Genomic DNA, 22733 nt, shown 5'->3' on the forward strand with positions numbered 1-22733 from the left:
CATGAAAGCTTCATCCACGCCCACTCCGTTAATGGGAGCGTTTAAATGAAAAAGTCACTTTTGTCCGCCGTGGCCCTGACCGCGCTCGTCGCGTTCGGCGGCAATGCGTGGGCTGATGTAATGTTCGGCGTTGCCGGTCCGATCACCGGCCCGAACGCTGCCTTCGGCGCACAGCTGCAGAAGGGCGCGGAAGCAGCCGTTGCCGACATCAATGCCAAGGGCGGCATCAATGGCGAGCAGATCAAGCTCGAAGTCGGCGACGACGTCTCCGATCCGAAGCAGGGCATCTCGGTCGCCAACAAGTTCGTCGGCGACGGCGTCAAGTTCGTGGTCGGCCACTTCAACTCGGGCGTGTCGATCCCGGCCTCGGAAGTCTACGCTGAAAACAACATCGTCGAAGTCACGCCGGCCGCGACCAATCCGAAGTTCACCGAGCGTGGCCTGTGGAACGTGTTCCGTACCTGCGGACGCGACGACCAGCAGGGCGGCATCGCCGGCGCCTACATCGCGGCGAATTTCAAGGATGCCAAGGTAGCGGTCATCCATGACAAGACTCCTTATGGCCAGGGCCTTGCCGACGAAACCAAGAAGGCGATGAATGCCGCCGGCGTCACGGAAGTGATGTATGAAGGCGTCAATGTCGGCGACAAGGACTTCTCGGCGCTCATCGCCAAGATGAAGGAAGCCGGCGTCACCCTGATCTATTGGGGTGGACTGCACACCGAAGCCGGCCTGATCATCCGCCAGTCCGCGGACCAGGGCCTCAAGGCCACGTTGATGTCGGGTGACGGCATCGTCACGGACGAACTCGCCGCGATCGCGGGCGACGCCGTCGCCGGCACGCTCAACACGTTCGGCCCCGACCCGCGCCTGATCCCGGCCAACAAGGAACTCGTCGAGAAGTTCCGCGCGCAGGGTTTCGAGCCGGAAGCCTACACGCTTTACGCCTACGCAGCCGTGCAGGCGATCGCCGAAGCGGCTACCAACGCCAAGTCGAACGACCCGCAGGCCGTTGCCAAGGCGCTGCATGAAAACGGACCGTACCCGACCGTGCTGGGCGATCTCGCCTATGACGCCAAGGGCGACCCGAAGCTGCCGGGCTACATCATGTACGAATGGAAGAAGAAGGACGACGGGAAGTATTCCTGGTTCCCGAAGTCGTAATTCATTCGGTTCCGCAACCAACGATGCCCGGCGCCTCGCGCCGGGCATTTTTTTACGCGCGCCTGCAGCCGGCTACGTCAGGGTGAGCCTTCGTCAGCCAGGAGAGATCGCATCCAGGATCGAAATTGTCGCCATTGTTCCGTCCGTTCGAACCGATGCGTGCGAGTGTTGGCCGGATAATTGACCTAAATCGGTTTAAATCTGTGCCGATTTTGTTTGCACTGCAGCATTTTCACGCTAATCATTGCCGCGATTTCCCGTTCCTTCCGTTGCTGGAGCCCAATCCTTGGCCATCACGAAGATCCTCGTCGCCAACCGGTCAGAAATCGCCATCCGCGTCTTTCGCGCGGCCAACGAGCTGGGCCTCAAAACCGTGGCGATCTGGGCCGAGGAAGACAAATATTCGCTGCACCGCTTCAAGGCCGACGAAAGCTACCAGGTCGGGCGCGGCCCGCATCTGGGCAAGGACATGGGGCCGATCGAGAGCTATCTGTCGATCGAGGAGGTGATCCGCGTCGCCAGGCTGTCGGGCGCCGATGCCATCCACCCCGGCTACGGGCTGCTGTCGGAAAGCCCCGAATTCGCCGAGGCCTGCGCGCAAGCAGGCATCACCTTCATTGGTCCGAAGCCGGACACGATGCGGCGCCTCGGCAACAAGGTCGCCGCGCGCAATCTCGCCATCGAGGTCGGCGTGCCCGTGGTGCCGGCCACCGATCCATTGCCGGACGACATGGAAGCCGTCAAGGAGCTCGCCAAGACGGTCGGTTATCCGGTCATGCTGAAGGCTTCGTGGGGAGGCGGTGGCCGCGGTATGCGCGCCATCCGTTCCGAGGCCGAGCTCGCCCGCGAGGTCATGGAAGGCAAGCGCGAGGCGAAAGCCGCCTTCGGCAAGGACGAGGTCTATCTCGAAAAGCTGATCGAGCGCGCCCGGCATGTCGAGGTGCAGGTGCTTGGCGACACGCATGGCAACGCCGTGCATCTGTTCGAGCGGGACTGCTCGATCCAGCGCCGCAACCAGAAAGTCGTGGAACGCGCGCCGGCGCCCTATCTCAGCGAGGACCTGCGACAGGAGCTTTGCGGCTACGCGCTGAAGATCGCGCGCGAGACCAGCTATATCGGCGCCGGCACGGTCGAATTCCTTCAGGACGCCGACACCGGCAAGTTCTACTTCATCGAGGTCAATCCGCGCATCCAGGTCGAGCACACCGTCACCGAGATGGTGACCGGCATCGACATCGTGAAGGCGCAGATCCACATCCTCGACGGCTTCGCCATCGGCACGCCGGAATCGGGCGTGCCGGCGCAGCGGGACATCCGGCTGAACGGTCATGCCTTGCAATGCCGCATCACCACGGAAGACCCGGAGCACAATTTCATTCCGGACTATGGCCGCATCACCGCCTATCGCGGCGCCACCGGCTTCGGCATCCGCCTCGATGGCGGCACGGCCTATTCCGGCGCGGTCATCACCCGCTTCTACGATCCGCTGCTGGAGAAGGTCACCGCCTGGGCGCCGACACCGGCCGAGACGATCGCCCGCATGAACCGCGCCCTGCGCGAATTCCGCATCCGCGGCGTCGCCACCAACCTCACCTTCCTCGAAGCGATCATCAATCACCCGAGCTTCGCCGACAATTCCTATACGACCAGGTTCATCGACACGACGCCGGAGCTGTTCCAGCAGGTCAAGCGCCAGGACCGCGCCACCAAGCTGCTCAACTATCTGGCCGACGTCAGCGTCAACGGCCATCCCGAGACGCGCGGCCGGCCAATGCCGAAGGCGGACGCGGCCGCGCCCGTGGTGCCCTACCTCAACGGCAATGTGCCTGGTGGCAGCAAGCAGAAGCTCGACGTGCTTGGGCCGGAGAAATTCGCCGGCTGGATGCGCGAGCAGAGGCAAGTGCTGGTCACCGACACGACGATGCGCGACGGCCATCAGTCGCTGCTCGCCACCCGTGTGCGCACGCATGACATTGCCGGCATCGCCGGCACTTACGCGCGGGCGCTGCCGCAACTGTTGTCGCTGGAGTGCTGGGGAGGCGCCACTTTCGACGTCGCCATGCGCTTCCTCACCGAGGATCCGTGGGAGCGGCTGTCGCTGGTGCGGGAAGCCGCGCCCAACCTGTTGCTGCAGATGCTGCTGCGCGGCGCCAACGGCGTCGGCTACACCAATTATCCCGACAATGTCGTGCAGCATTTCGTCAAGCAGGCGGCGGCGGGCGGCATCGACCTGTTCCGCGTCTTCGACTGCCTGAACTGGGTCGAGAACATGCGCGTCGCCATGGACGCGGTGGGGGCCGAGGGCAAGCTGATCGAAGCGGCGATGTGCTATACCGGCGACATCCTCGATCCGGCGCGGGCCAAATACGATCTCAAATATTATGTCGGGCTCGCCTGCGAATTGCAGGCGGCCGGCGCCCACATCATCGCGGTCAAGGACATGGCCGGCCTGCTGAAGCCGGCGGCGGCCCGTGTGCTGTTCAAGGCGCTGCGCGAGGCGACCGACCTGCCGATCCATTTCCACACCCACGACACGTCGGGCCTGTCGGCCGCGACGGTGCTGGCGGCGGTGGAAAGCGGCGTCGACGCCATCGACGCGGCGATGGACGCCTTCTCCGGCAACACCTCGCAGCCATGCCTGGGCTCGATCGTCGAAGCGCTGAAGGGCACCGAGCGCGATCCAGGCCTCGACCCGCAGTGGATTCGCAAGATCTCGTTCTACTGGGAAGCGGTGCGCAACCAGTACGCCGCCTTCGAGAGCGACCTGAAAGGGCCGGCCTCGGAGGTCTATCTGCACGAAATGCCCGGCGGGCAGTTCACCAATCTGAAGGAACAGGCACGTTCGCTCGGGCTGGAGACACGCTGGCACGAGGTGGCGCAGACCTACCACGACGTCAATCTGATGTTCGGTGATATCGTCAAGGTGACGCCGTCGTCCAAGGTCGTCGGCGACATGGCGCTGATGATGGTGAGCCAGGACCTGGCCGTTGCCGATGTCGAGAACCCGGCGCGCGACATCGCCTTCCCGGACTCGGTCGTCTCGATGCTGCGCGGCGATCTCGGCCAGTCCCCGGGCGGCTGGCCACAGGGGCTGCAGAAGAAGGCGCTGAAGGGCGACAAGCCGATCACGGCGCGGCCTGGATCCTTGCTCAAGCCGGCCGACCTCGAAAAGAGCCGCAAGGAGATCGAGGACAAGCTCGAGCGCAAGCTGTCGGAATACGAGTTCGCCTCGTGGCTGATGTATCCGAAGGTGTTTTCCGACTTCGTCGCGGCGCAAGAGACCTATGGCCCGGTCAGCGTCCTGCCGACGCCCACTTATTTCTACGGCATGAAGTCCGAAGACGAGATTTTCGTCGATATCGAGAAGGGCAAGACGCTGGTCGTGCGCTGCCTCGCCATCGGCGATGTCGACGACAAAGGCATGGTCACCGTGTTCTTCGAGCTCAACGGCCAGCCGCGCCGCGTGAAGGTGCCCGACCGGGCGCATGGCGTATCCGCCGCCAAGGCACGCCGCAAGGCCGAGCCCGGCAACGAGGCGCATGTCGGGGCACCGATGCCGGGCGTGGTCTCGGCGCTTTCGGTGGCAGCTGGCCAGGCGGTGAAGGCCGGCGACGTGCTGCTTTCCATCGAGGCGATGAAGATGGAGACGGCGCTGCATGCCGAGCGCGACGGCACGGTTGCCGAGGTGCTGGTCAAGGCAGGCGACCAGATCGATGCCAAGGATCTGCTCATAGCGTTCAATTAGCCAGGCACCCTTGCTGGATGGCTGGCGGCTTCTGGCGGCAGCCCTCACCGCTCATTCGATAACAGCTTGACCCGCCGGCCCCGGTCGGGCATCGAACCGCTGAAATTCGCCGCGGCACGGTTCCCGAGTCGCGGCGCGGAACCGTTCCCTGGAGAAAAACATGGCCGACGATATCACCGAAACCAGCCAGACTGTTGCCGCCGGCCAGCTGCGTGCCTTGATCGAGCGCATCGAGCGGCTCGAGGAAGAAAAGAAGACAATTTCCGACGACATCAAGGAAGTGTTCGCCGAGGCCAAGGGCACCGGCTTCGACACCAAGGCAATTCGCACCATCATCCGGTTGCGCAAGAAGGACCAGGCCGAGCGCCAGGAAGAGGATGCCATCCTCGATCTCTACATGGCCGCGCTCGGCATGGAGTGATCATAATCGCAACACTCGTCTTGATGGCGTCCATTTGTGCGTGAAGAGCGGCTTCAAAGGCCGCCGGCATTGGCGAGTCCGGGTCGTTTCTTTGCTTTTCTCGCCAACGGACGTCAAGTCTCGGCCGTAAGTCGTTCGGAGAGGAATGCTCCGATCGTATCCAACGCCTTTGTCGCCGCCGAAAGCCGGCCGACGTCGGAGGTGAAGCCGTGCGGCATGCCCTCCCACACTTCGAGTTTTGCATCGACGCCGGCCGCGATAGCCCGCGCGACATAACGGCGGGAGTCTTCCAGCAGCACCTCGTCATCCCCGACATGGATCAGCAGCGGCGGTAGACCTGCCAGGTCGCCGTGGAGGGGCGAGGCAAGCGGGTCCATGGGGTCATGGCCCGCCATATATGCGTAAACCAGTTCGGCGGCCTGCGACCGCGTGAAGTAGGGATCTGCGACGGCCCGATCCTCCCAGCTTGCCCCGGAAAGCGTCAGGTCTGTCACAGCCGACAGTGCGACCGCCGCCACGGGCCTGGTTTCGCTGGCCGACCTCGACACAAACGACAGCAGTCCCAGTGCCAGGCCGCCGCCGGCCGAGTCCCCGACAAGCGCAATGCTGCGCAGCCCACTGTCGATGAGCCCACGATAGCAGGCCCGCGCGTCAAGCACGGCGGCTGGGAACGGGTGCTCGGGAGCAAGCCGGTAATCCGGCACGAAAGCTTGGGCCCCAGCCCGCTTGGCGATATGCCCGGCAAAGTGCCGGTACGCCTGGGCAGTGCCCCAATTGTACCAGCCACCGTGCAGGTGGAGGAGCGCCTGTCCCGGTCGCGCATCGGATGGCTGACACCACCAGCCCGCGATGCCGCCTACGGTGCCGGGTCGAAAGGTCACGTCCTCTGGTGCAACGACGTGGCTGATGATTGCGTCAAAGATTTCACGTGCGGCTATTCCCTGCATCTTTCCCTTGTTCGGCTCAACCAGCGTCCGCAATCCAGCAATCGCGATTTTGTCTTCGGGTGTGATGGGATGGAACGCGGACCGCGTTTCGGGAGGGATAGGGTGCCTGTCGGGAGAATTCCACATGCTTGAGTCTCCGCGTGGGTTAAAGGTCGGGAATCTTTTATAATTACGGAACGTATCGTAAATTACGAAGCATGTCAATTGACTTTACGGTACGTTTCGATATTGCATGCCCAATGTCTGGAACCGTGAACCCACCCGCTCGGCCTGGGCGACCTCGCAGCGAAGCTGCAGAGGCGCACGCCGCCATCATGGAAGCGGTCTATGAGCTGCTGCAGGGGCGGTCCGCACGCGACTTGACGATGGAAATGGTGGCCAAGCGGGCCAAGGTCGGAAAGCCGACTCTCTACAAATGGTGGCCGACCAAAGGCGCCCTGATCCTGGCCATGTTCGCGGAGCGCATACACAACAAGCGTGACCCAGTGGAGGCCGCGACGGCCGAGCAAACCATCCGCAACAGGGTCCGGCGGCTGATCGGAGAGTTCAACGGATTGTTCGGAAAGGTCATGGCCGGCCTGATCGCCGAAGGCCAGAGCGAACCCGCCATCCTGAAAGAACTCTACCAAGAGCACATGTGGCCCTCACGGGCTGCGGCCATCGCCGAGCTGGAGCGAGGCAAGGCTGATGGCGAGTTCCATCCGGACATCAATTCCGAGCTGTTGGTCGACGCGATCATTGGCCCGATCTACTTCCGGCTGCTTCTGCGATCCGCGCCATTGACGGAAGAATATGGCGAGGCGCTCGTCGACCAGGTTCTGCTTGGCCTGCGATCGAAATCGGCAGGTGTCGGTTGAACGGGAAGATGGGTCCATACTCGATCTCTACATGGCCGCGCTCGGCATGGTGTAAGGCCGGCAACAGCTTCGGCGGGCGGATAGAGCCAGCCATCATACGATTGAAGCCATGAGCGAATTCGACTTCGGCGGCCGTCGTGCCTTGGAATTCCGTCATCGCGGCTTCTGGTCGCTGTTTGCCGAACGGCATCCGGAAGAAAGAGCCCGGTTGGCGCGGCGCGGGCCCTGGTTCTGGCAGCGCGGGCTGCCCGACTTCGCCCTGGTCCTTTCCATGTATGTCGCGCCGGCGCAGAACCATGTCGGCGTCTTCTTCGGCCGCAACGAGAAGTTCGGCGCCACGCAGGCGTGGGCGCGGCTGGAGCCGTTCCGGCCGGCGATCGAGGACAGGCTGAAGCTCCGGCCGGAACAAAGCTGCGAAGGCCTCGGCATCAATTCGATGTGGCGGGTGAACTGCTTTGCCGAGGACAATTGGCCGGCGATGACCGACTGGCTGGTAACGGAATGCTCGCGTGTCGAGCACGCTGTTGTCGAAGTGCTTGGGCGGGGTAAGCCGCCATGATGGTGGATTTCTTCGGCGCGCGCTGGCGTGGGCAGATACCGCTGGAGAGGCTGTTCTGGCGCGACACGATGTTGATCGCCACTGCAATCAACATCGCTTCATCGGCGGCAGCCTTGGTGCTGCTCGGCCTGAAGATGCCGCTCGCGCTGGTGCTGGCGGTGCATTTCGCGCCGGTGCCCTACAACGTCTTTCTCACTCTGGCCGTCTGGCGGACCGCCGAGAAATCCGGCGGCGCCAAGGCCTCGCTGATGATGCTGGGTTCGGCGCTCTGGCTGATCGCCACGGTCGTCGTCTGAGGCAGGCATCCAATTACGAAAAAGGGCGGCCGCAGCCGCCCTTCGCGAGAGATGCTGACGCCTTGTTCAGGCCGCCGGCTCGAATTTCAGCGCCACGCCGTTGATGCAGTAGCGCAGGCCTGTCGGCGGCGGGCCGTCCTCGAAGACATGGCCGAGATGGCTGCCGCAACGGGAGCAGTGGCATTCGGTGCGGACCATGCCGTAGCTGCGGTCGACGGTGTTCTCGACGGAACCCGGAACGGGATCGTTGAAGCTCGGCCAGCCGGTGCCGCTCTCGAACTTCAGTGTGGATTGGAACAGCGGCTGGTCGCAGCCGACGCAGGAAAAAGTGCCGGCGCGCTTCTCGTAGAGCAGGGCGCAGCTGCCCGGCCGCTCGGTGCCGTGGTTGCGCATGACGGCGTATTGCTCAGGAGTCAGCCGGGCGCGCCATTCGGCATCGGTGCGGGTGACGGGATAGGCGTGGGTGTCCATGAAGAATCTCCTCGGCCTTGGCGGCTCGTTGTTGGTTGTAATCGCTATTCGCCAAAAGATAGGCGTTTGTTACACGTCTGCCCAGTGTCTGGCATGTCGCCCGTCTCAATGTTTCCGAGACAATTGTCTGGTCGCCGCCTCCAGCCCGGCGAGCGTCATGGGGAACATGCGGTCGCCGAAGATGCCGCGGATCATGGCGATCGAATGGGTGTAGCCCCAGTTCTTTTCGCTCTCGGGGTTCAGCCACACCGCGTTCGGCCATTGCTGCAAGAGCCGGCCGAGCCAAACCGAACCGGCTTCCGGGTTCCAATGCTCTACCGAGCCGCCGGGGTGAGCGATCTCGTAAGGGCTCATCGAGGCGTCGCCGACGACGATGACCTTGTAGTCGGGGCCGTATTTGTGGATGAGGTCGAAGGTCGAAATCACCTCGGCATGGCGGCGGCGATTGTCCTTCCACACGCCTTCGTAGAGGCAGTTGTGGAAATAGAAATATTCGAGCTGGCGGAATTCGGCGCGCGCCGCCGAAAACAGCTCCTCGACGCTCTTGATGTGATCGTCCATCGAGCCGCCGACATCGAAGAACATCAGAAGCTTCACCGCGTTGCGGCGCTCGGGCCGTGTCTGGACATCGAGATAGCCGTGCTCGGCGGTGGCGTGGATGGTGCCGGGCAGGTCGAACTCTTCCTCGGCACCCTCGCGCACCCAGCGGCGCAGGCGCTTCAGCGCGATCTTGATGTTGCGGGTGCCGAGTTCGACCGCGTCGTCGAAATTCCTGAATTCGCGTCTGTCCCAGACTTTCACCGCGCGCCGGTTGCGGCTTTCAGCTTGCCCGATGCGCACGCCTTCGGGATTGTAGCCATAGGCGCCGAAGGGCGAAGTGCCGCCAGTGCCGATCCATTTCGAGCCGCCCTGGTGACGGCCCTTCTGCTCCTCGAGCCGCTGCTTCAAGGTCTCCATCAGCTTCTCGAAACCGCCGAGCGCCTCGACCAGTTTTTTCTCTTCCTCGGTCAGGTGCTTTTCGGCGAGCCGGCGCAGCCATTCCTCAGGGATATTGGCGACATCAACCGCATCCGGTCCGCCCAGCGCCTCGATGCCCTTGAAGACATGCGCGAAGACCTGGTCGAAGCGGTCGATGTGGCGCTCGTCCTTCACCAGGGCGGCGCGGGCGAGGTAGTAAAACCCCTCGACGTCATAATCGACAAGCCCGGCTTCCAGCCCTTCGAGCAGAGAGAGATATTCCCTGAGCGAGACGGGAACGCGTGCTGCCTTCAGTTCGAGGAAGAAGGGAAGGAACATGGCCGGTTACAGCAAATCATACTCGATGAAGCCCGTCCTGCGCGCGACGCGGTCGTAGAGCTTGCGCGCGGTGGCGTTGGTTTCGTGCGTCATCCAGTAGACGTTTTTCACCCCGATCTTGCCGGCCTCCTGCTTCACCGCTTCGATGAGGGCGGCGCCGATGCCCTTGCCGCGCACATCAGGGTCGGCGAACAGGTCTTGCAGGTAGCAGTTGTTTTTCTCCGACCAGCCGGAGCGGTGGTAGAGATAATGGGTGAGGCCGACGGCCCTGCCGTCTAGGGTTGCGATAAAACCCTTCGGCTCGAACTCGCCAGCCGTGAACAGCCGCTTCCAGGTGATCGCGTAGACCTCTTCCGGCAGCTTCGTCTCGTAGAAGGTCAGGTAGTCGGTCCACAGGCGCCGCCAGTCGGCATGGTCGGATTGCGCGAGCGGGCGGACGGTGATTTCGGTCATTTCGCCTCCTCCAGGGCCTGATCCGTCCAGACAGAATCAGGGTTGCGCGCAGTTTCGCCTAAACCGCCGGCGAATTGTACTCGCCAAATGCGGTCGCCAGCATATGCAGTGCCTCGCGGGCTCGCGGCGCCAGCCTGTGCGAATGCAGCACCACTTCGGACGGATCAAGCGGCGGCAGGCCGAGCTTGCGGCTGACTTCGACCAGTCCTGGAGGAGCGACGCGGTGGGCGAGGGCGGAAACCGCAAAGCCCGCCGACACCGCAATGTTGACGGCCGCGCCACCGCCACCGACGAAGGACTCCTCCCAGGCGATGCCAGCCTTGTCCAGTGTCTCGACCGCCCGCACACGGTCCGGGCAGCTGCATATGGTGCTCAGGAGAGCGAGGCGTAGCGGCGTCCCGCGCTGCCATTCGAAGGAAGGGGTCGCGAACCAGCCATAATGGTTGCGCGACAAGGTCCGGCCCGGACGGCTGTCGCCTTCGCGGTGCACGATGATCGCATCGAGTTCGCCGCGATCGAACGCCTCTTTCAGCACCGTGCTGGTGTCGATCCTCAGACTGAGCGTGAGCGAAGGATCATGCGCGTGGATCTGGGCGATCAGGACGGAAAGCTCCGGGCCGGCCGCGTGATCGACAAAGCCGAGCGCAAGCCGGCAAGGGGCGGCGGCAAACTCCGCCATGGCGCGCTCATGCGCGGCAAGGAAATCTCGTGCGGACGGGAGAAAAACCGCTCCCTTCGGCGACAGGCTGACCCGGCGCGGCGTGCGTTCGATCAGCCGCGCCCCGAGCTTTTCCTCGAGCCGGCGCAGCTTGACGCTGATCGTTGCCTGGGTGCTGCCGAGCGCGGCGGCGGCACGGGTAAAGCTCTGCAGGTCGGCCACCATCACAAAGGTGCGAACGGCATCGACGTCTAGGCTGGTCATTCAGGACCTCTTTGGGTAGGCATTCGATTTTGTCATTTCTGAAATAGAAATTCATAGCCTTTTTTCATGGTCGAGTCTCCTTTATTCCACGCTGACCGCGGAAGAGCACTGCCGCTCATCTCAATGTTGCGAGGACCGATATGCCGTTTGAACGAAACACCATCGCGCTGACCGGCGTGTGCCTGGCGTCGCTGCTGTTCGGGCTCGAAATCTCCAGCGTGCCGGTGATCCTGTCGAAACTGGAAAGCGTTCTCGCCGCCGACTTCAAAGACCTGCAATGGATCATGAACGCCTATACGATCGCCTGCACCACGGTGCTGATGGCGACGGGCACCCTGGCCGATCGTTTCGGCCGCAAGCGCGTGATGGTGGCCACAACCGTCGCCTTCGGCCTCGCATCGCTGCTGTGCGGCCTGGCGACCAGCGCGCCGCTGTTGATTGCCGCGCGCTTTCTGCAGGGGCTCGCGGGCGGGGCGATGCTGACCTGCAGCGTGGCCGTGCTGTCGCATCAGTTCCAGGATGGAAAGGCGCGCGGCAAGGCCTTCGTCGCCTGGAGCGTCGTGGCCGGCATCGGGCTCGGGTTCGGCCCCGCCATCGGCGGGCTGATCGTGGCGTTGTCGAACTGGCAATGGGTATTTCTGATCCACGTGCCGCTGGCTATCCTGGCGCTCGCCTTCATCGGCGCCGGTGTGACGGAATCGCGCGATCACAACGCCCGGAAGCTCGACTGGGCGGGCATGCTGACACTTTCGGCCGCGGTTTTCGGCTTCTCCTATCTGATCACGCAAGGTGGCGATCTCGGCACAGGCGTCCGCATCGGCGTGACCATCGCGTCGGTGGCGGCCTTCATCGCATTCGTTGTCGCCGAAAAGATCAATCCCTATCCGATGTTCGATTTCTCCGTCTTCCGAATCCGCCAGTTTTCGGGCGCGATCATGGGCGCGATCGCCATGAATTTCAGCTACTGGCCGTTCATCATCTATCTGCCGATCTATTATTCCGGGGTGCTTGGATACGACAGCACAACCACCGGCCTTCTGCTGCTGGTCTATACGCTGCCGTTCATGGTCATGCCGCCGCTCGCCGAGCGCCTGCGCGCACGGTATCAGGCGCGGATTGCCATTCCGCTCGGCCTGTTGACGCTGGGGATCGGCTTCATCGCCATGTGGGTCGGATCCAGGCTGGAGGGAGCGAACTGGATGACCATGCTGCCGGGCACGCTGATCGCCGGCATCGGCATCGGCCTGACCAATTCACCGACCACCAACACCACGACCGGCGCGGTGTCGCCGGACCGGGCCGGCATGGCTTCCGGCATCGATATCAGCGCGCGGTTGATCACGCTCGCCATCAATATAGCGGTTCTGGGCCTTTTGCTGACGCAAGGCATCGCCGCTTATCTCGGCAAGGCGCTCGGCCCGGCTCTTGATGCCGGTGAGATAAGGACGCTGGCGGAAAGGATCGCTACCGGCAATCTCTCCGACCTTGCGCGGGAGACGCCCTCGCTCGCAACCCTCGACCCGTCCGGCGCTATCGTACATGCAGCCCTGGTCAATGGCTTCGGCTGGGTCATGCTCTATTGCGGGATTGGCGTTCTTGCCCTGTCGATCATCGGTTTCGTCATCTTCGGACCGAAGCGCGTCGCGCCGCTGGAGAGAAGGTTTGCCGCCGCCGAGTGAGCGGCCGAAGCCTGCTCGTGGCGGGAGCTTCGCTCGATCTTCACCCCTGCCGTCGCGCCATGAAGGCCAGCCGTTCGAACAGATGCACATCCTGTTCGTTCTTCAGCAGGGCGCCGTGCAGCTTGGGCAGCGCGTTCTTGGCGTCGGCGCGCAAATCCTCGGGCGCGATGTCGTCGGCGACCAGCAGCCGGATCCAGTCCAACGCCTCCGATGTCGACGGCTTCTTCTTCAGCCCCGGCACGTCGCGGATTTCGTAGAACTGGGTGAGTGCGGCGCGCACCAGGTTCTGCTTGATGCCGGGATAGTGGACGTCGACGATCTTGTGCAGGGTCTCGACATCGGGAAAGCGGATGTAGTGGAAGAAGCAGCGGCGCAGGAAGGCGTCCGGCAGTTCCTTCTCGTTGTTGGAGGTGATGATGACGATGGGCCGCACGGCGGCGCGGATCGTCTCGCCGGTCTCGTAGACGAAGAACTCCATCCGATCGAGCTCCTGCAGGAGGTCGTTGGGGAATTCGATGTCGGCTTTGTCGATCTCGTCGATCAGAAGCACGACTTTCTTGCCGGCGGCGAAGGCCTCCCAAAGCTTGCCGCGCTTAATGTAGTTCCTGATGTCATTGAACCTCGCGTCGCCAAGCTGGCTGTCGCGCAGCCGCGAGACGGCGTCATACTCGTAGAGGCCCTGCTGAGCCCGCGTCGTCGACTTGACATGCCATTCGATGAGGTCGAGGCCGAGTGCCGCCGCCACCTGCCGGGCAAGTTCCGTCTTGCCGGTGCCGGGCTCGCCCTTGACCAGCAGCGGCCGTTCCAGCGCGATCGCCGCGTTGACCGCCACCATCAGATCCTTGTCGGCGACGTAGTCCGCCGTACCTTCGAAACGCATTTTTGCTCCTTGGTTGGTCCGGACGACCGTAAGGAGGCGGCTCAACCTGTGCAAGGGCGCGCCGGCTGCGACGAATGGGCTTGAAACCCGGGATCAAAATTATCCGTTCATGAGGGAAGGCCGCCCGACAGGCCGAAAGGGCAACATGGACGGAAAAATATCAGCCAAGACGGCGCTACAGATCGTTGTCGCGGTGCTGGCGGCAACGCCGGTCCTGGTCGGTATCGAGGGCATTCTGTTCGGACCGGCGTTCCTGCATGTAGCCGCACCATGGCCGGTCGATCTCGACAGCCATTTCCGCTTCCTGTCCGGGTTTTTCCTGGCTGTTGGTATTGCCTGGTACAGCTGCATTCCCGGCATAGAGGCAAAGACCGAGCGGTTCCGGTTGCTTGCCGCCTGCACGTTCACGGGCGGCCTGGCGCGGCTTGTTTCGTTGTTTTTGGTCGGCGCGCCTTCGCTGGGTCACGTCGCCGGGCTATGCGTCGAGCTGCTGGCGGTACCGGCGCTGGTCGTGTGGCAGGGCCGTGTCGCGAATAAAGCCGCCGGGAGGGGGCAACTCTCTGGCGCTTAGCCAGCCAGCGGCCTATATTGGGGGAGACGGTCTGCGCTTCCCGGCAGGAGACACTTTTCCCCGGGGCCTTAACGATCCTTAGGGAGCTGTCCCTGGGAAGACCCGTGGGTTTTCTCACACGGCGCCCACCTACTTTGTAGGCACCCGGGATCGACCTCTCCACCGGTTGTGTGGATCGTCACTAATTGCCATCTCCACGCATTCCTGTGGGTGATGCGGTAGAAAACGTCGCTCCTAAAACGCAATCCTGATACGGCCTTTTCTATCGTCCTGGCATGACATCTTCGAAAGACCTGAAAAAGCAGCTTCGGCTCGAGGCCCTTGGGCGCCGCGACGCGCTTGATGAACTGTGGCGGGTGGAGGCGGCGCTCGAAATGGCAGAGACAGCGCGCGACCAGTTCTCCATCGAACCCGGCCAGATCGTGTCCGGCTTCTGGCCGATGCGTTCAGAAGTTGACGTTCGCCCACTGATGTTTGCCTTGCGCGAGCAAGGGGCGCGGCTCTGCCTGCCCGCCATTCTCGACAAGACCACCATCGTCTTTCGCGAACTGGTGCGTGGCGCGCCGATGGTCGACATGGGCTTTGGCACGGTCGGGCCGCATGCGGAGGCCGAAGTCCTCGACCCCTCGGTCATGCTCGTGCCGCTCGCCGCCTTCGACGCGCGCGGCCACCGCATCGGCTATGGCGCCGGCTATTACGACCGCGCGATCGCGAAGCTCGTCGACAAGGGGCATGCGCCCCGGCTGATCGGCATCGCTTTCGACTGCCAAGAAGTTTCGCAAGTTCCGGACGAACCCCATGACGTGGTCATCCCGGAAATACTCACCGAGAGCGGGTTGCGCCGCTTCGCGCCAAAATTGTAGATAGTTCTTTGAACGCATGATCTTTGCCGAAAAGTCATGCAACTTTTCGGGGTCAGGCATAGATGAGACTTCTCTTCCTCGGGGACATGGTTGGAAAGACGGGCCGCACCGCGGTGTGGGAACAACTTCCTGGGCTGATCTCCGACTTCAAACTCGATTTCGTCATCGTCAACGGCGAGAACGCCGCCGGCGGCTTCGGCATAACCGAAGAGATTTTTCGCGAGACGATCGCGGCCGGCGCCGATGTGGTGACCACGGGCAACCATGTCTGGGACCAGCGCGATGCGCTGGCCTTCGCGCCACGCGAGCAGCGCTTCCTGCGTCCCTCCAACTTTCCCAAGGGCACGCCCGGACGCGGCTCCGGCGTCTATATCGCCAGAAGCGGGGCGCGTGTTCTGGTCGCCAACATCATGGGCCGGGTGTTCATGCATCCCGAACTCGACGATCCGTTCCAGGCCGGCGAGCGTGAGCTTGCGGCCTGTCCGCTCGGCGAGCAGGCCGATGCGGTGATCATCGACTTCCATGCGGAGGCGACCTCGGAGAAAATGTGCTTCGCGCATTTCGTCGACGGCCGCGCCAGCCTCGTCGTCGGCACCCACACGCACCAGCCGACCGCCGATCACCAGATCCTCAATGGCGGCACCGGATACCTGTCGGATGCCGGCATGTGCGGCGACTATGATTCCTCGCTCGGCATGGACAAGGAGGAGCCGCTCAACCGGTTCCTGTCGAAAGTGCCGAAAGGACGTTTCGAGGCAGCGACCGGACCGGCGACATTGTGCGGCGTCGGCGTCGATATTTCCGACCGCACGGGGCTGACCGAGAAGATCGCGCCGTTTCGTCGCGGGCCGCGATTGGAAGAAACGGCACCGTCCTTCTGGTCGTGACATTGATATAGAGGTTCGCAGTACCTAATTGCCGGCGACACTGCTCTAGATCGTAGGGGACGACCTCCATGCAGCTTATTGAATTCCTGGCGCCGCATTTTCAATTCGTTTCCGATCCAACCGCCTGGGTCGCCTTGCTGACGCTGGTGGTGCTTGAGATTGTGCTCGGCATCGACAATCTGATCTTCATCTCCATCCTGACCAACAAGCTGCCCGTGGAGCAGAGGGCGCGCGCGCGCCGCCTTGGCATCTCAGCGGCGCTGATCATGCGCCTGGTGCTGCTCGCCACCATTTCCATCATCGTCCAGCTGACGACGCCGGTGTTTACCGCGTTCGGCCACGGCTTCTCCTGGCGCGACCTGATCCTGATCGCCGGCGGCCTGTTCCTGGTGTGGAAGGCGACCAAGGAGATCCATCACACGGTCGACCCCGACGACCATCAGGATACGATGCTGGGCGAAACGCTCAAGATCTCGCTCGCCGGCGCGATCTTCCAGATCCTGCTGCTCGACCTGGTCTTCTCGATCGATTCCATCATCACCGCCATCGGCATGACCGACGAGATCGCCATCATGTACATCGCGGTCATCGTGGCCGTCACGGTGATGATGCTGGCGGCCGGGCCGCTGGCGGATTTCATCGCCAAGAACCCCAGCATCGTCATGCTGGCACTGGGCTTCCTGCTGATGATCGGCATGACGCTGATCGCCGATGGCATGGGCTACCATGTGCCCAAGGGCTACATCTACGCGGCGATGGGTTTCTCGGCGCTGGTCGAGGGCCTCAACATGCTGGCGCGGCGGCGCAAGAAAGCGAAGTCTGGCGACGTGCATTAGAGCGCGGACGCTTAGGATTGTCGGGCTCGGAAAGCGACGCCGCATGAAAGGAGGCGCTATGAGCAGGAAGGATCTTAGCCGCGACCAGCGAGACCAGCTTGCAAAGCTGGTCGATTTGCCTGACAGCGAGATTGATACTTCCGATGTTCCCGAAGCTCCGGCCGAGAACTGGATACACGCCCGTCGCGGGAATCTTTACCGCCCAATCAAACAGCCGGTGACCATTCGGCTCGGTGCCGACGTGCTTTCATGGTTCAAGGAACATGTCGGAGGCGGGGGCTATCAACCCGAGATTAATCGCGTGCTCCGCCGCCATGTGATCGAACAGGAAAAGCGGCGATCCTAGCTCGCTTAACCTGCCGGTACTCCGTTCGGGTGCCGATCACCGATGAGGCCCAGCGTCAGGCCCTGTTCCAGCCAGGCCTTGGCGCCGGCGAGCACCAGTGTGAAGCCTCCGGTTGAACCGACCGCTCCTTTCACCTGCTCGTCGCCATTGCCGGCAAAGCCGAAATTGCGAACTTCGAGGAAGGTTGTCCGGCCGGGCATTTCCGTGAAGATCCAGACCACGGTGGTAGGCGGGTCGCTCCACGTCATCACGATCCGTTCGTTCCTGACGATTTCGCTCACGCGGACCGTCGTAGAGACGCCGTACATGCGCCACTCCCAATGCACCTCCTTGCTCCCATCCAGCCGGCCGCTGCCATGGGTGAACCAGAATTTTGTCGTGATCGCCGGGTCGACAATGGCCTCGAACACCTCGGCGATAAGCCGCCGGATCAGCATGCCGGGTTCGGCCGTGGGCGTTTCATGGATCTGCATTGCCGTTCTCCTTTCCGAACTCACCAGGCGTCGGGTTCACGGACCATGTGAACGATGTTGGCCGGGTTGGTGATCCAGCCACCGCGGAACCCTTCGCCCAGCGGTTCGATGGCATCGCATCTTGTGATGCCGGCGTCGGCGAAACGCTCGGCGGCGCCCGAAAAATCCTGCGTGAACAGCTCCAGCCAGACTTCCGCCTGGCTCATCATGGGTGCCTCGTCGATCCACAGGCGGTTGGGTCCAAGCTCGAAGCCGACGGCCGGCGCCTTGGCGGTGAACGGCTTGAGGCCGACGACGTCCCGGTAAAAGGCGATCGTCGCCTTATATTGATGCGGCGGCACCTTCATGGCGATGTTGATGCCGCCGGTGATCTTCGCGGTCATTGCTGGCTCCATTTTCTTGGCGTTCAAATGTTGTCTTCGCTGGCGGGCTCGCCCTTCATCTCGCTGCGGTAATAACCGTCGCGTAGGTTGATGCCGTATTCGACATAGGCCTTCATGCAGGCCAGCATCTGCGACCAGCCCTCGCAGTTGAGGTAGGATTTCTTCAGGCCGACCGCGCCTTCCCGCCAGCCGCTCTCGGCGATGGTGACGAAGGTGCCGCCATCGTCGAGCGGCTCGAAATTCATCTCGATGCGGGTCTTGTACGCCGGCTTGCCGTCGGCGTCGGTAGCATCCCAGCGCAGCACGATGCGGCTGTCTTTGACCACTTCGTCGACCTCGACAGGCACCTTGCCCCACCAGACGACACCAGAACCGGCAACCAACGGCGCGCTGGCGCCGCCGATGGTGGTGAAATAGCCGCTGAGCTTCCTCGGATTGACGACCGCGTCGAAGACCTCGGCAACCGGCCTGCCGATGCGGCCGGAAATTCTGAACCCAAGAGACATATCCACAGCTCCTTGCTTGATCGCGACAACGATATGTTATAGAAACATAACATGTCAAGCCGATCGCAGGACGACAATGTTTTCAAGGCGCTGGCGCATCCGCGCCGGCGCGAAATGCTGGATCAATTGAAAGACGAGCCGAAAACCACCGGCATGCTGTGCGAGGCCTTTCCCGACATTGATCGCTGCACCGTCATGCTGCACCTCAAGGTGCTGGAGGAGGCTGACCTGATCGTTGCGCGCCGCGAAGGACGCGAGCGCTGGAACCATCTCAACGCACTGCCGATCAAGCAGATCCACGACCGCTGGATCAGCCAGTATGCCGGCCATGCGCTCAGCATCATCGACCGGCTGAAGTCCGATCTTGAAGCATAGACACGTCCCGGGGTCGCCTTAGTGCGGCGCGGCTGGACGAATTGAGCCGATTTATCTATAAGCCGGCCATTCCGACAAGAGCGCCGCGCGTCCATCTGGACGCATCAGGGACGTTCTGAAATTTTGAATTCGAGTGTTTTGGAAAGCGAGGTCACGCATCTCGCGGCAAGATGCTCTAGCCGAACACGACAGGGGTGCCATGGCTGGCCATTCACAGTTCAAGAACATCATGCACCGCAAGGGCCGTCAGGACGCGGTGCGGTCGAAAATGTTTTCCAAGCTGGCGCGCGAAATCACCGTCGCCGCCAAGAGCGGAACGCCCGACCCATCGATGAATCCGCGCCTGCGCCTGGCCATCCAGAACGCCAAGGCGGTGTCGATGCCCAAGGACAACATCCAGCGCGCCGTCAACAAGGCCTCGATGGGCGATGCCGAAAACTATGAAGCCGTGCGCTATGAAGGGTATGGTCCCGGCGGCGTGGCGCTGATCGTCGAGGCGCTGACCGACAACCGTAACCGTTCGGCCTCCAACGTGCGCGCAGCCTTCACCAAGGCCGGCGGCGCGCTCGGCGAAACCGGGTCGGTGTCGTTCATGTGGAACCGCGTTGGCGAAATCTATTATCCGGCCTCGGCCGGCAGCGCCGACAAGGTCATGGAGGCGGCGATCGAAGCCGGCGCCGACGATGTCGAGTCCGACGAGGAAGGCCATACAATCTATTGTTCCTTCGAAAATCTCGGCGACGTGTCGAAGGCCCTGGAAGCCTCGCTCGGCGAGGCCGAATCGGTGAAGCCGATCTGGCAGCCGCAGAACAATGTCCCGGTCGACGAGGAGCGCGCCCAGTCGCTGATGAAGCTGGTCGCCACGCTCGAGGACGACGACGACGTGCAAAGCGTCTACGCCAATTTCGAAGTCGATGACGAGACCATGGCCAAGCTCAGCGCGGCGTGAGCGAAGGCCGTCCGACATGAGGACAGCTCAGTTGCCCGCCGTCCGCATCACCTACTGCACGCAGTGCATGTGGCTGCTGCGTGCCGGCTGGATGGCGCAGGAGCTGCTTTCAACCTTCGGCACCGAACTCGGCGAGGTGACGCTGGTGCCGGGCACCGGCGGCATCTTCACCATCTCCTGCAACGATGTGCTGGTCTGGGACCGCAAGCGCGACGGCGGTTTTCCCGATGCGGCAAAACTGAAGCAACTGGTCCGCGACGTCATCGATCCGGATCGCGATCTCGGCCATGCCGACCGCAAGGGTCACACGTCGAAGGGCGACACGCAGAAAGACCCCGCCTGAGCGGAGTCTTTTGCGTCTCGATAGACCTCTTCAGAGCAATGCGAAGATAAAGCAGGCCATCGCCGCGATGGCGGTGACGGTGCGGACGTGGTTCCACATCACCCATTGGCTCAGATGGTTCGCCCAGACGGCGGCGCCGTTGCTGCTGGCCGGGTCGACAGCGGCGAGCGTGTCGTTGAGCGGCACGTTGAAAACCATGGTCACGATCGGGTTGCCGATCAGGTAGATCACCGCGCCGGCCAGCAGCCAGTACGAGCCGGACTGGCTCCAGCCCATGAGGGCGGCGGCTATAAGCACCAGGCAGATCAGTCCGGTGCCGAAAAGCGCGGTCATGAAGGTCGGGGTGATCACCGTGATGTTGATCGAATTCATCGCGGCGATGCCAGTTGGAACGGGCAGCCGGGCAAGTGCCGCCATGACGAAGTTGGAAAAGGCGAAGAACACGCCGCCGACGACGCCCGAGCCGATCGCGGCGATGATGGTGAGGGCGGGAAGAAGCCTGGTCATCTCAGCTGCTCCAGATGCCGGTTGCTGCGGTTTCGGTTGCGTAGGCGGCAAAGTCTTTCGGAGCGCGGCCAAGCAGGCGCTGGACACCGTCGGTCAACGTCTCGTTGCGGCCGTCGAGAACCTGCGTGAACAACTCGTTGAGCAGCCAGGCGAATTCGGGCGGCAGGTCATGCGCGGCCATCGCCGCGGTGAATTCATCATGCGAGATTCTGGCGTAGCGGATATCGCGGTCGGCCGCCTTGGCGATCTCGGCGACCGCTTCGGCGAAGCTCAGGAGCCGCGGCCCGGTCAGTTCATAGAGCTGGCCGACATGGCCTGGCTCGGTCAGCGCGACGAAGGCGGCTTCGGCGATGTCGTCGGCATCGACAAATGGCTCGCCGACATCGCCGACCGGCAAGGCCACTTCGCCTTGCAGAAGAGACTCGACGAGAAAACCCTCGGAGAAATTCTGCGAGAACCAGGCGCAGCGCAGGATCGTCCAGTCGGCTCCCGAGGCTTTCAGCATCTCCTCGGCGCGCTGCGCCTCGTGCTCGCCACGGCCAGACAACAACACCAGCCGGCGAACGCCATGCTGCACGGCAAGGCGAGCAAAGGCATCGACGATCTCGGCGGCGCCCGGCACGGCTATGTCGGGATAATAGCTGATGTAGACGGCGCCGACGCCTTGCACGGCCGGCCCCCAGGTAGCGGGGACTTCCCAGTCGAAGCGCGGTATGCCGGAGCGCGAGCCGATGCGGACCGGCACGCCATGCGCGGTCAGCAGCCCGGCGAGACGGCGGCCAGTTTTGCCGGTGCCGCCGAGGATCAGGATTGGTTTGTCGGTCATGATGGTTTCCTCCGTTAGAAAATATGATCAATCCTCACATTTGCAAAACGTGATAAACCCTCGTATTTTGGGAGTCAAGCCATTCGAATGGATTTTGCCGAGCACATTTGTTGGAGACAGTCATGGAAGACACGGCGGCCAACGAGCAGATCGCTTCGCCGCGCAAGGCACCAAGCCAGCAGCGCAGCCGCGAACGTGTCGAGCGCATGCTTGCCGCCGCCTCGGCGCTGATCGCCGAGCAAGGCAGCGATGCCATGCGCATGGGCGAGGTGGCGGAACGGGCAGGCGTGTCGATCGGCTCGCTCTACCAGTTCTTTCCCGACAAGCGGGCGATCGTCTGGGCGCTGGCCGAGCGCTATACGGTGGAAAGCCAGGCCTGCATCTCAGAGGCGCTCAAGGACGTCACGGATGCGGAGGGGCTGGGCCGAGCGTTTTCGGAGCTGGTCGATATCTACTATGGGCTGTTCCTAGCCGAGCCGGTGATGCGCGACATCTGGTCGGGCACGCAGGCCGACAAGACACTGCGCCAGCTCGAACTCGCCGACAGCCGCGCCAATGCCGAATTCCTCAGTGCCGTCTTGAGGCGGCTAAAGCCCGATGCCGATGCCGAAGCCTTGGAGACGACGGCGTTTCTGGTCTGGCAGATGGGCGAGGCGGCCGTGCGGCTGGCGATCTCGGTCGACCGGCAGGAAGGCGACAGGCTGGTGGCTGCCTACAAGCGCATGGCGCTCAGAGAATTGCTTCCTGAAGAGGGCTAGCGGCCGAGATAGCTGCGAAGCATTTCAGCACGCTCGTCATCCGTGCACATTACCATCCGGGCAAGGCTGAGCATACCGCGATGGAGCGTGACCACAGCCAATGCGGAGGCCACAATCGTCTCATCTGCCTCGGTTTGCAGATCCCTCAGCGCCAAATGGAAAAGCGTCTGCCAGGCGGCTTTGTAGTGGGGTTCGATCCAATCTGGTATCGGCGGGTTCCGGTCGTCGAGCAATCGCGCTTCTTCGATGATCGCGGCCAGGCCGTAGACTCCCAATTCGCCGGAACATGTTCTCTGGAGATACGAACGATTTCGGGAATCGCGGCGTAAGAGGCGTCTCCTACATCTCCCTGATGGTGCAGTTCGTTCAGGAGTTCGTTCCAGATTGTCTCGTCATTGTAGCGGAGGGCCAGTGCTCGCA

General features: G+C 62.8%; 28 protein-coding genes and 1 other RNA gene. 17 read left to right on the forward strand and 12 right to left on the reverse strand.

Annotation, left to right across the window (positions count from 1 at the left end; translation table 11 throughout):
- Positions 1-45 precede the first annotated feature (45 nt).
- From LB569_RS14025 to LB569_RS14035, 3 genes are all read left to right on the forward strand, one after another.
- A complete protein-coding gene (locus LB569_RS14025) occupies positions 46-1164 on the forward strand; it encodes a branched-chain amino acid ABC transporter substrate-binding protein (protein WP_140702461.1) in 1119 nt (372 codons plus the stop codon).
- Between the two features lie 286 nt (positions 1165-1450).
- Positions 1451-4909 (forward strand): pyruvate carboxylase, encoded by a 3459-nt coding sequence (pyc, locus tag LB569_RS14030; protein ID WP_224692839.1) that lies wholly within the window; start codon positions 1451-1453, stop codon positions 4907-4909.
- A 160-nt stretch (positions 4910-5069) separates the two neighbouring features.
- The gene (locus LB569_RS14035; RefSeq protein ID WP_140702457.1) at positions 5070-5330 is read left to right on the forward strand and encodes a DUF2312 domain-containing protein; all 261 of its coding nucleotides are present in this window, start codon (positions 5070-5072) and stop codon (positions 5328-5330) included.
- 113 nt (positions 5331-5443) lie between these two features.
- Here the strand turns inward: LB569_RS14035 and LB569_RS14040 are convergent, their stop codons facing one another.
- Positions 5444-6403 (reverse strand): alpha/beta hydrolase, encoded by a 960-nt coding sequence (locus LB569_RS14040; RefSeq protein ID WP_224692840.1) that lies wholly within the window; start codon positions 6401-6403, stop codon positions 5444-5446.
- 188 nt (positions 6404-6591) lie between these two features.
- On the opposite strand from LB569_RS14040, the gene LB569_RS14045 reads away from it, so the two are divergent.
- From LB569_RS14045 to LB569_RS14055, 3 genes are all read left to right on the forward strand, one after another.
- The gene (locus tag LB569_RS14045) at positions 6592-7134 is read left to right on the forward strand and encodes a TetR/AcrR family transcriptional regulator (RefSeq protein ID WP_224692841.1); all 543 of its coding nucleotides are present in this window, start codon (positions 6592-6594) and stop codon (positions 7132-7134) included.
- 109 nt (positions 7135-7243) lie between these two features.
- Positions 7244-7693, forward strand: a complete 450-nt coding sequence (locus tag LB569_RS14050; protein ID WP_140702455.1) for a hypothetical protein — start codon at positions 7244-7246, stop codon at positions 7691-7693.
- On the forward strand, positions 7690-7989 hold the full coding sequence (locus tag LB569_RS14055; protein ID WP_224692842.1) for a hypothetical protein: 300 nt from the start codon (positions 7690-7692) through the stop codon (positions 7987-7989). Before LB569_RS14050 ends, LB569_RS14055 begins: the two co-directional genes overlap by 4 nt.
- A 66-nt stretch (positions 7990-8055) precedes the next feature.
- Here the strand turns inward: LB569_RS14055 and msrB are convergent, their stop codons facing one another.
- The 4 genes from msrB to LB569_RS14075 form a co-directional block, all read right to left on the reverse strand.
- Positions 8056-8460, reverse strand: a complete 405-nt coding sequence (gene msrB, locus LB569_RS14060) for a peptide-methionine (R)-S-oxide reductase MsrB (RefSeq protein ID WP_140702451.1) — start codon at positions 8458-8460, stop codon at positions 8056-8058.
- Positions 8461-8565: 105 nt separating this feature from the next.
- Positions 8566-9756, reverse strand: a complete 1191-nt coding sequence (locus LB569_RS14065; protein ID WP_224692843.1) for a vWA domain-containing protein — start codon at positions 9754-9756, stop codon at positions 8566-8568.
- Between the two features lie 6 nt (positions 9757-9762).
- Positions 9763-10209 (reverse strand): GNAT family N-acetyltransferase, encoded by a 447-nt coding sequence (locus tag LB569_RS14070; protein WP_224537491.1) that lies wholly within the window; start codon positions 10207-10209, stop codon positions 9763-9765.
- Between the two features lie 58 nt (positions 10210-10267).
- Complete coding sequence (locus LB569_RS14075; RefSeq protein ID WP_140702445.1) at positions 10268-11131, reverse strand: LysR family transcriptional regulator; 864 nt, start codon at positions 11129-11131, stop codon at positions 10268-10270.
- A 140-nt stretch (positions 11132-11271) separates the two neighbouring features.
- On the opposite strand from LB569_RS14075, the gene LB569_RS14080 reads away from it, so the two are divergent.
- Positions 11272-12810: an MFS transporter gene (locus tag LB569_RS14080; RefSeq protein WP_224692844.1), complete on the forward strand. Its 1539-nt coding sequence runs from the start codon at positions 11272-11274 to the stop codon at positions 12808-12810.
- A gap of 40 nt (positions 12811-12850) precedes the next feature.
- Here LB569_RS14080 and LB569_RS14085 read toward each other — a convergent pair whose 3' ends face one another.
- The gene (locus tag LB569_RS14085; protein WP_224692845.1) at positions 12851-13690 is read right to left on the reverse strand and encodes an AAA family ATPase; all 840 of its coding nucleotides are present in this window, start codon (positions 13688-13690) and stop codon (positions 12851-12853) included.
- A gap of 145 nt (positions 13691-13835) precedes the next feature.
- On the opposite strand from LB569_RS14085, the gene LB569_RS14090 reads away from it, so the two are divergent.
- From LB569_RS14090 to LB569_RS14115, 6 genes are all read left to right on the forward strand, one after another.
- Positions 13836-14261: a DUF4345 domain-containing protein gene (locus LB569_RS14090; protein ID WP_140703867.1), complete on the forward strand. Its 426-nt coding sequence runs from the start codon at positions 13836-13838 to the stop codon at positions 14259-14261.
- 25 nt (positions 14262-14286) lie between these two features.
- Positions 14287-14442, forward strand: a non-coding RNA gene (gene ssrS, locus LB569_RS14095) — 6S RNA.
- A 94-nt stretch (positions 14443-14536) separates the two neighbouring features.
- Positions 14537-15124 (forward strand): 5-formyltetrahydrofolate cyclo-ligase, encoded by a 588-nt coding sequence (locus LB569_RS14100; protein ID WP_224558872.1) that lies wholly within the window; start codon positions 14537-14539, stop codon positions 15122-15124.
- A 62-nt stretch (positions 15125-15186) separates the two neighbouring features.
- Positions 15187-16011: a YmdB family metallophosphoesterase gene (locus LB569_RS14105; protein ID WP_140702437.1), complete on the forward strand. Its 825-nt coding sequence runs from the start codon at positions 15187-15189 to the stop codon at positions 16009-16011.
- A 68-nt stretch (positions 16012-16079) separates the two neighbouring features.
- Positions 16080-16847, forward strand: a complete 768-nt coding sequence (locus LB569_RS14110; protein ID WP_224692846.1) for a TerC family protein — start codon at positions 16080-16082, stop codon at positions 16845-16847.
- 58 nt (positions 16848-16905) lie between these two features.
- On the forward strand, positions 16906-17193 hold the full coding sequence (locus LB569_RS14115; protein ID WP_224692847.1) for a BrnA antitoxin family protein: 288 nt from the start codon (positions 16906-16908) through the stop codon (positions 17191-17193).
- A 5-nt stretch (positions 17194-17198) separates the two neighbouring features.
- Here LB569_RS14115 and LB569_RS14120 read toward each other — a convergent pair whose 3' ends face one another.
- Genes LB569_RS14120 through LB569_RS14130 form a run of 3 tightly spaced genes read right to left on the reverse strand, consistent with a single transcriptional unit; the run spans position 17199 to position 18555 of the window.
- Positions 17199-17666 (reverse strand): SRPBCC family protein, encoded by a 468-nt coding sequence (locus tag LB569_RS14120; RefSeq protein ID WP_224692848.1) that lies wholly within the window; start codon positions 17664-17666, stop codon positions 17199-17201.
- A gap of 20 nt (positions 17667-17686) precedes the next feature.
- On the reverse strand, positions 17687-18049 hold the full coding sequence (locus LB569_RS14125) for a hypothetical protein (protein ID WP_224692849.1): 363 nt from the start codon (positions 18047-18049) through the stop codon (positions 17687-17689).
- A 23-nt stretch (positions 18050-18072) separates the two neighbouring features.
- Positions 18073-18555: an SRPBCC domain-containing protein gene (locus LB569_RS14130; protein WP_224692850.1), complete on the reverse strand. Its 483-nt coding sequence runs from the start codon at positions 18553-18555 to the stop codon at positions 18073-18075.
- A gap of 51 nt (positions 18556-18606) precedes the next feature.
- On the opposite strand from LB569_RS14130, the gene LB569_RS14135 reads away from it, so the two are divergent.
- The 3 genes from LB569_RS14135 to LB569_RS14145 all read left to right on the forward strand — a co-directional run bounded on the left by LB569_RS14135 (position 18607) and on the right by LB569_RS14145 (position 20222).
- On the forward strand, positions 18607-18930 hold the full coding sequence (locus LB569_RS14135; RefSeq protein WP_224692851.1) for an ArsR/SmtB family transcription factor: 324 nt from the start codon (positions 18607-18609) through the stop codon (positions 18928-18930).
- A gap of 199 nt (positions 18931-19129) precedes the next feature.
- The gene (locus LB569_RS14140) at positions 19130-19879 is read left to right on the forward strand and encodes a YebC/PmpR family DNA-binding transcriptional regulator (RefSeq protein WP_140702425.1); all 750 of its coding nucleotides are present in this window, start codon (positions 19130-19132) and stop codon (positions 19877-19879) included.
- A 16-nt stretch (positions 19880-19895) separates the two neighbouring features.
- Positions 19896-20222 (forward strand): SelT/SelW/SelH family protein, encoded by a 327-nt coding sequence (locus LB569_RS14145; protein ID WP_224692852.1) that lies wholly within the window; start codon positions 19896-19898, stop codon positions 20220-20222.
- A gap of 30 nt (positions 20223-20252) precedes the next feature.
- Here the strand turns inward: LB569_RS14145 and LB569_RS14150 are convergent, their stop codons facing one another.
- Together LB569_RS14150 and LB569_RS14155 are read right to left on the reverse strand one after the other, a co-directional pair.
- Positions 20253-20729 (reverse strand): DUF1772 domain-containing protein, encoded by a 477-nt coding sequence (locus tag LB569_RS14150; protein ID WP_224692853.1) that lies wholly within the window; start codon positions 20727-20729, stop codon positions 20253-20255.
- Position 20730: 1 nt separating this feature from the next.
- On the reverse strand, positions 20731-21555 hold the full coding sequence (locus LB569_RS14155) for an NAD(P)H-binding protein (RefSeq protein WP_224692854.1): 825 nt from the start codon (positions 21553-21555) through the stop codon (positions 20731-20733).
- Between the two features lie 122 nt (positions 21556-21677).
- Between LB569_RS14155 and LB569_RS14160 the strand changes: the two genes are divergently transcribed.
- Positions 21678-22313 carry a TetR/AcrR family transcriptional regulator gene (locus LB569_RS14160; protein ID WP_224692855.1) on the forward strand — a complete coding sequence of 212 codons (636 nt, stop codon included), beginning with the start codon at positions 21678-21680 and terminating at the stop codon, positions 22311-22313.
- Here LB569_RS14160 and LB569_RS14165 read toward each other — a convergent pair.
- Complete coding sequence (locus tag LB569_RS14165; RefSeq protein WP_224692856.1) at positions 22310-22588, reverse strand: hypothetical protein; 279 nt, start codon at positions 22586-22588, stop codon at positions 22310-22312. The genes LB569_RS14160 and LB569_RS14165 overlap by 4 nt on opposite strands.
- Positions 22589-22733 lie beyond the last annotated feature (145 nt).

It is taken from the genome of Mesorhizobium sp. BH1-1-4 (genome assembly GCF_020165665.1).
Lineage (GTDB): Bacteria > Pseudomonadota > Alphaproteobacteria > Rhizobiales > Rhizobiaceae > Mesorhizobium.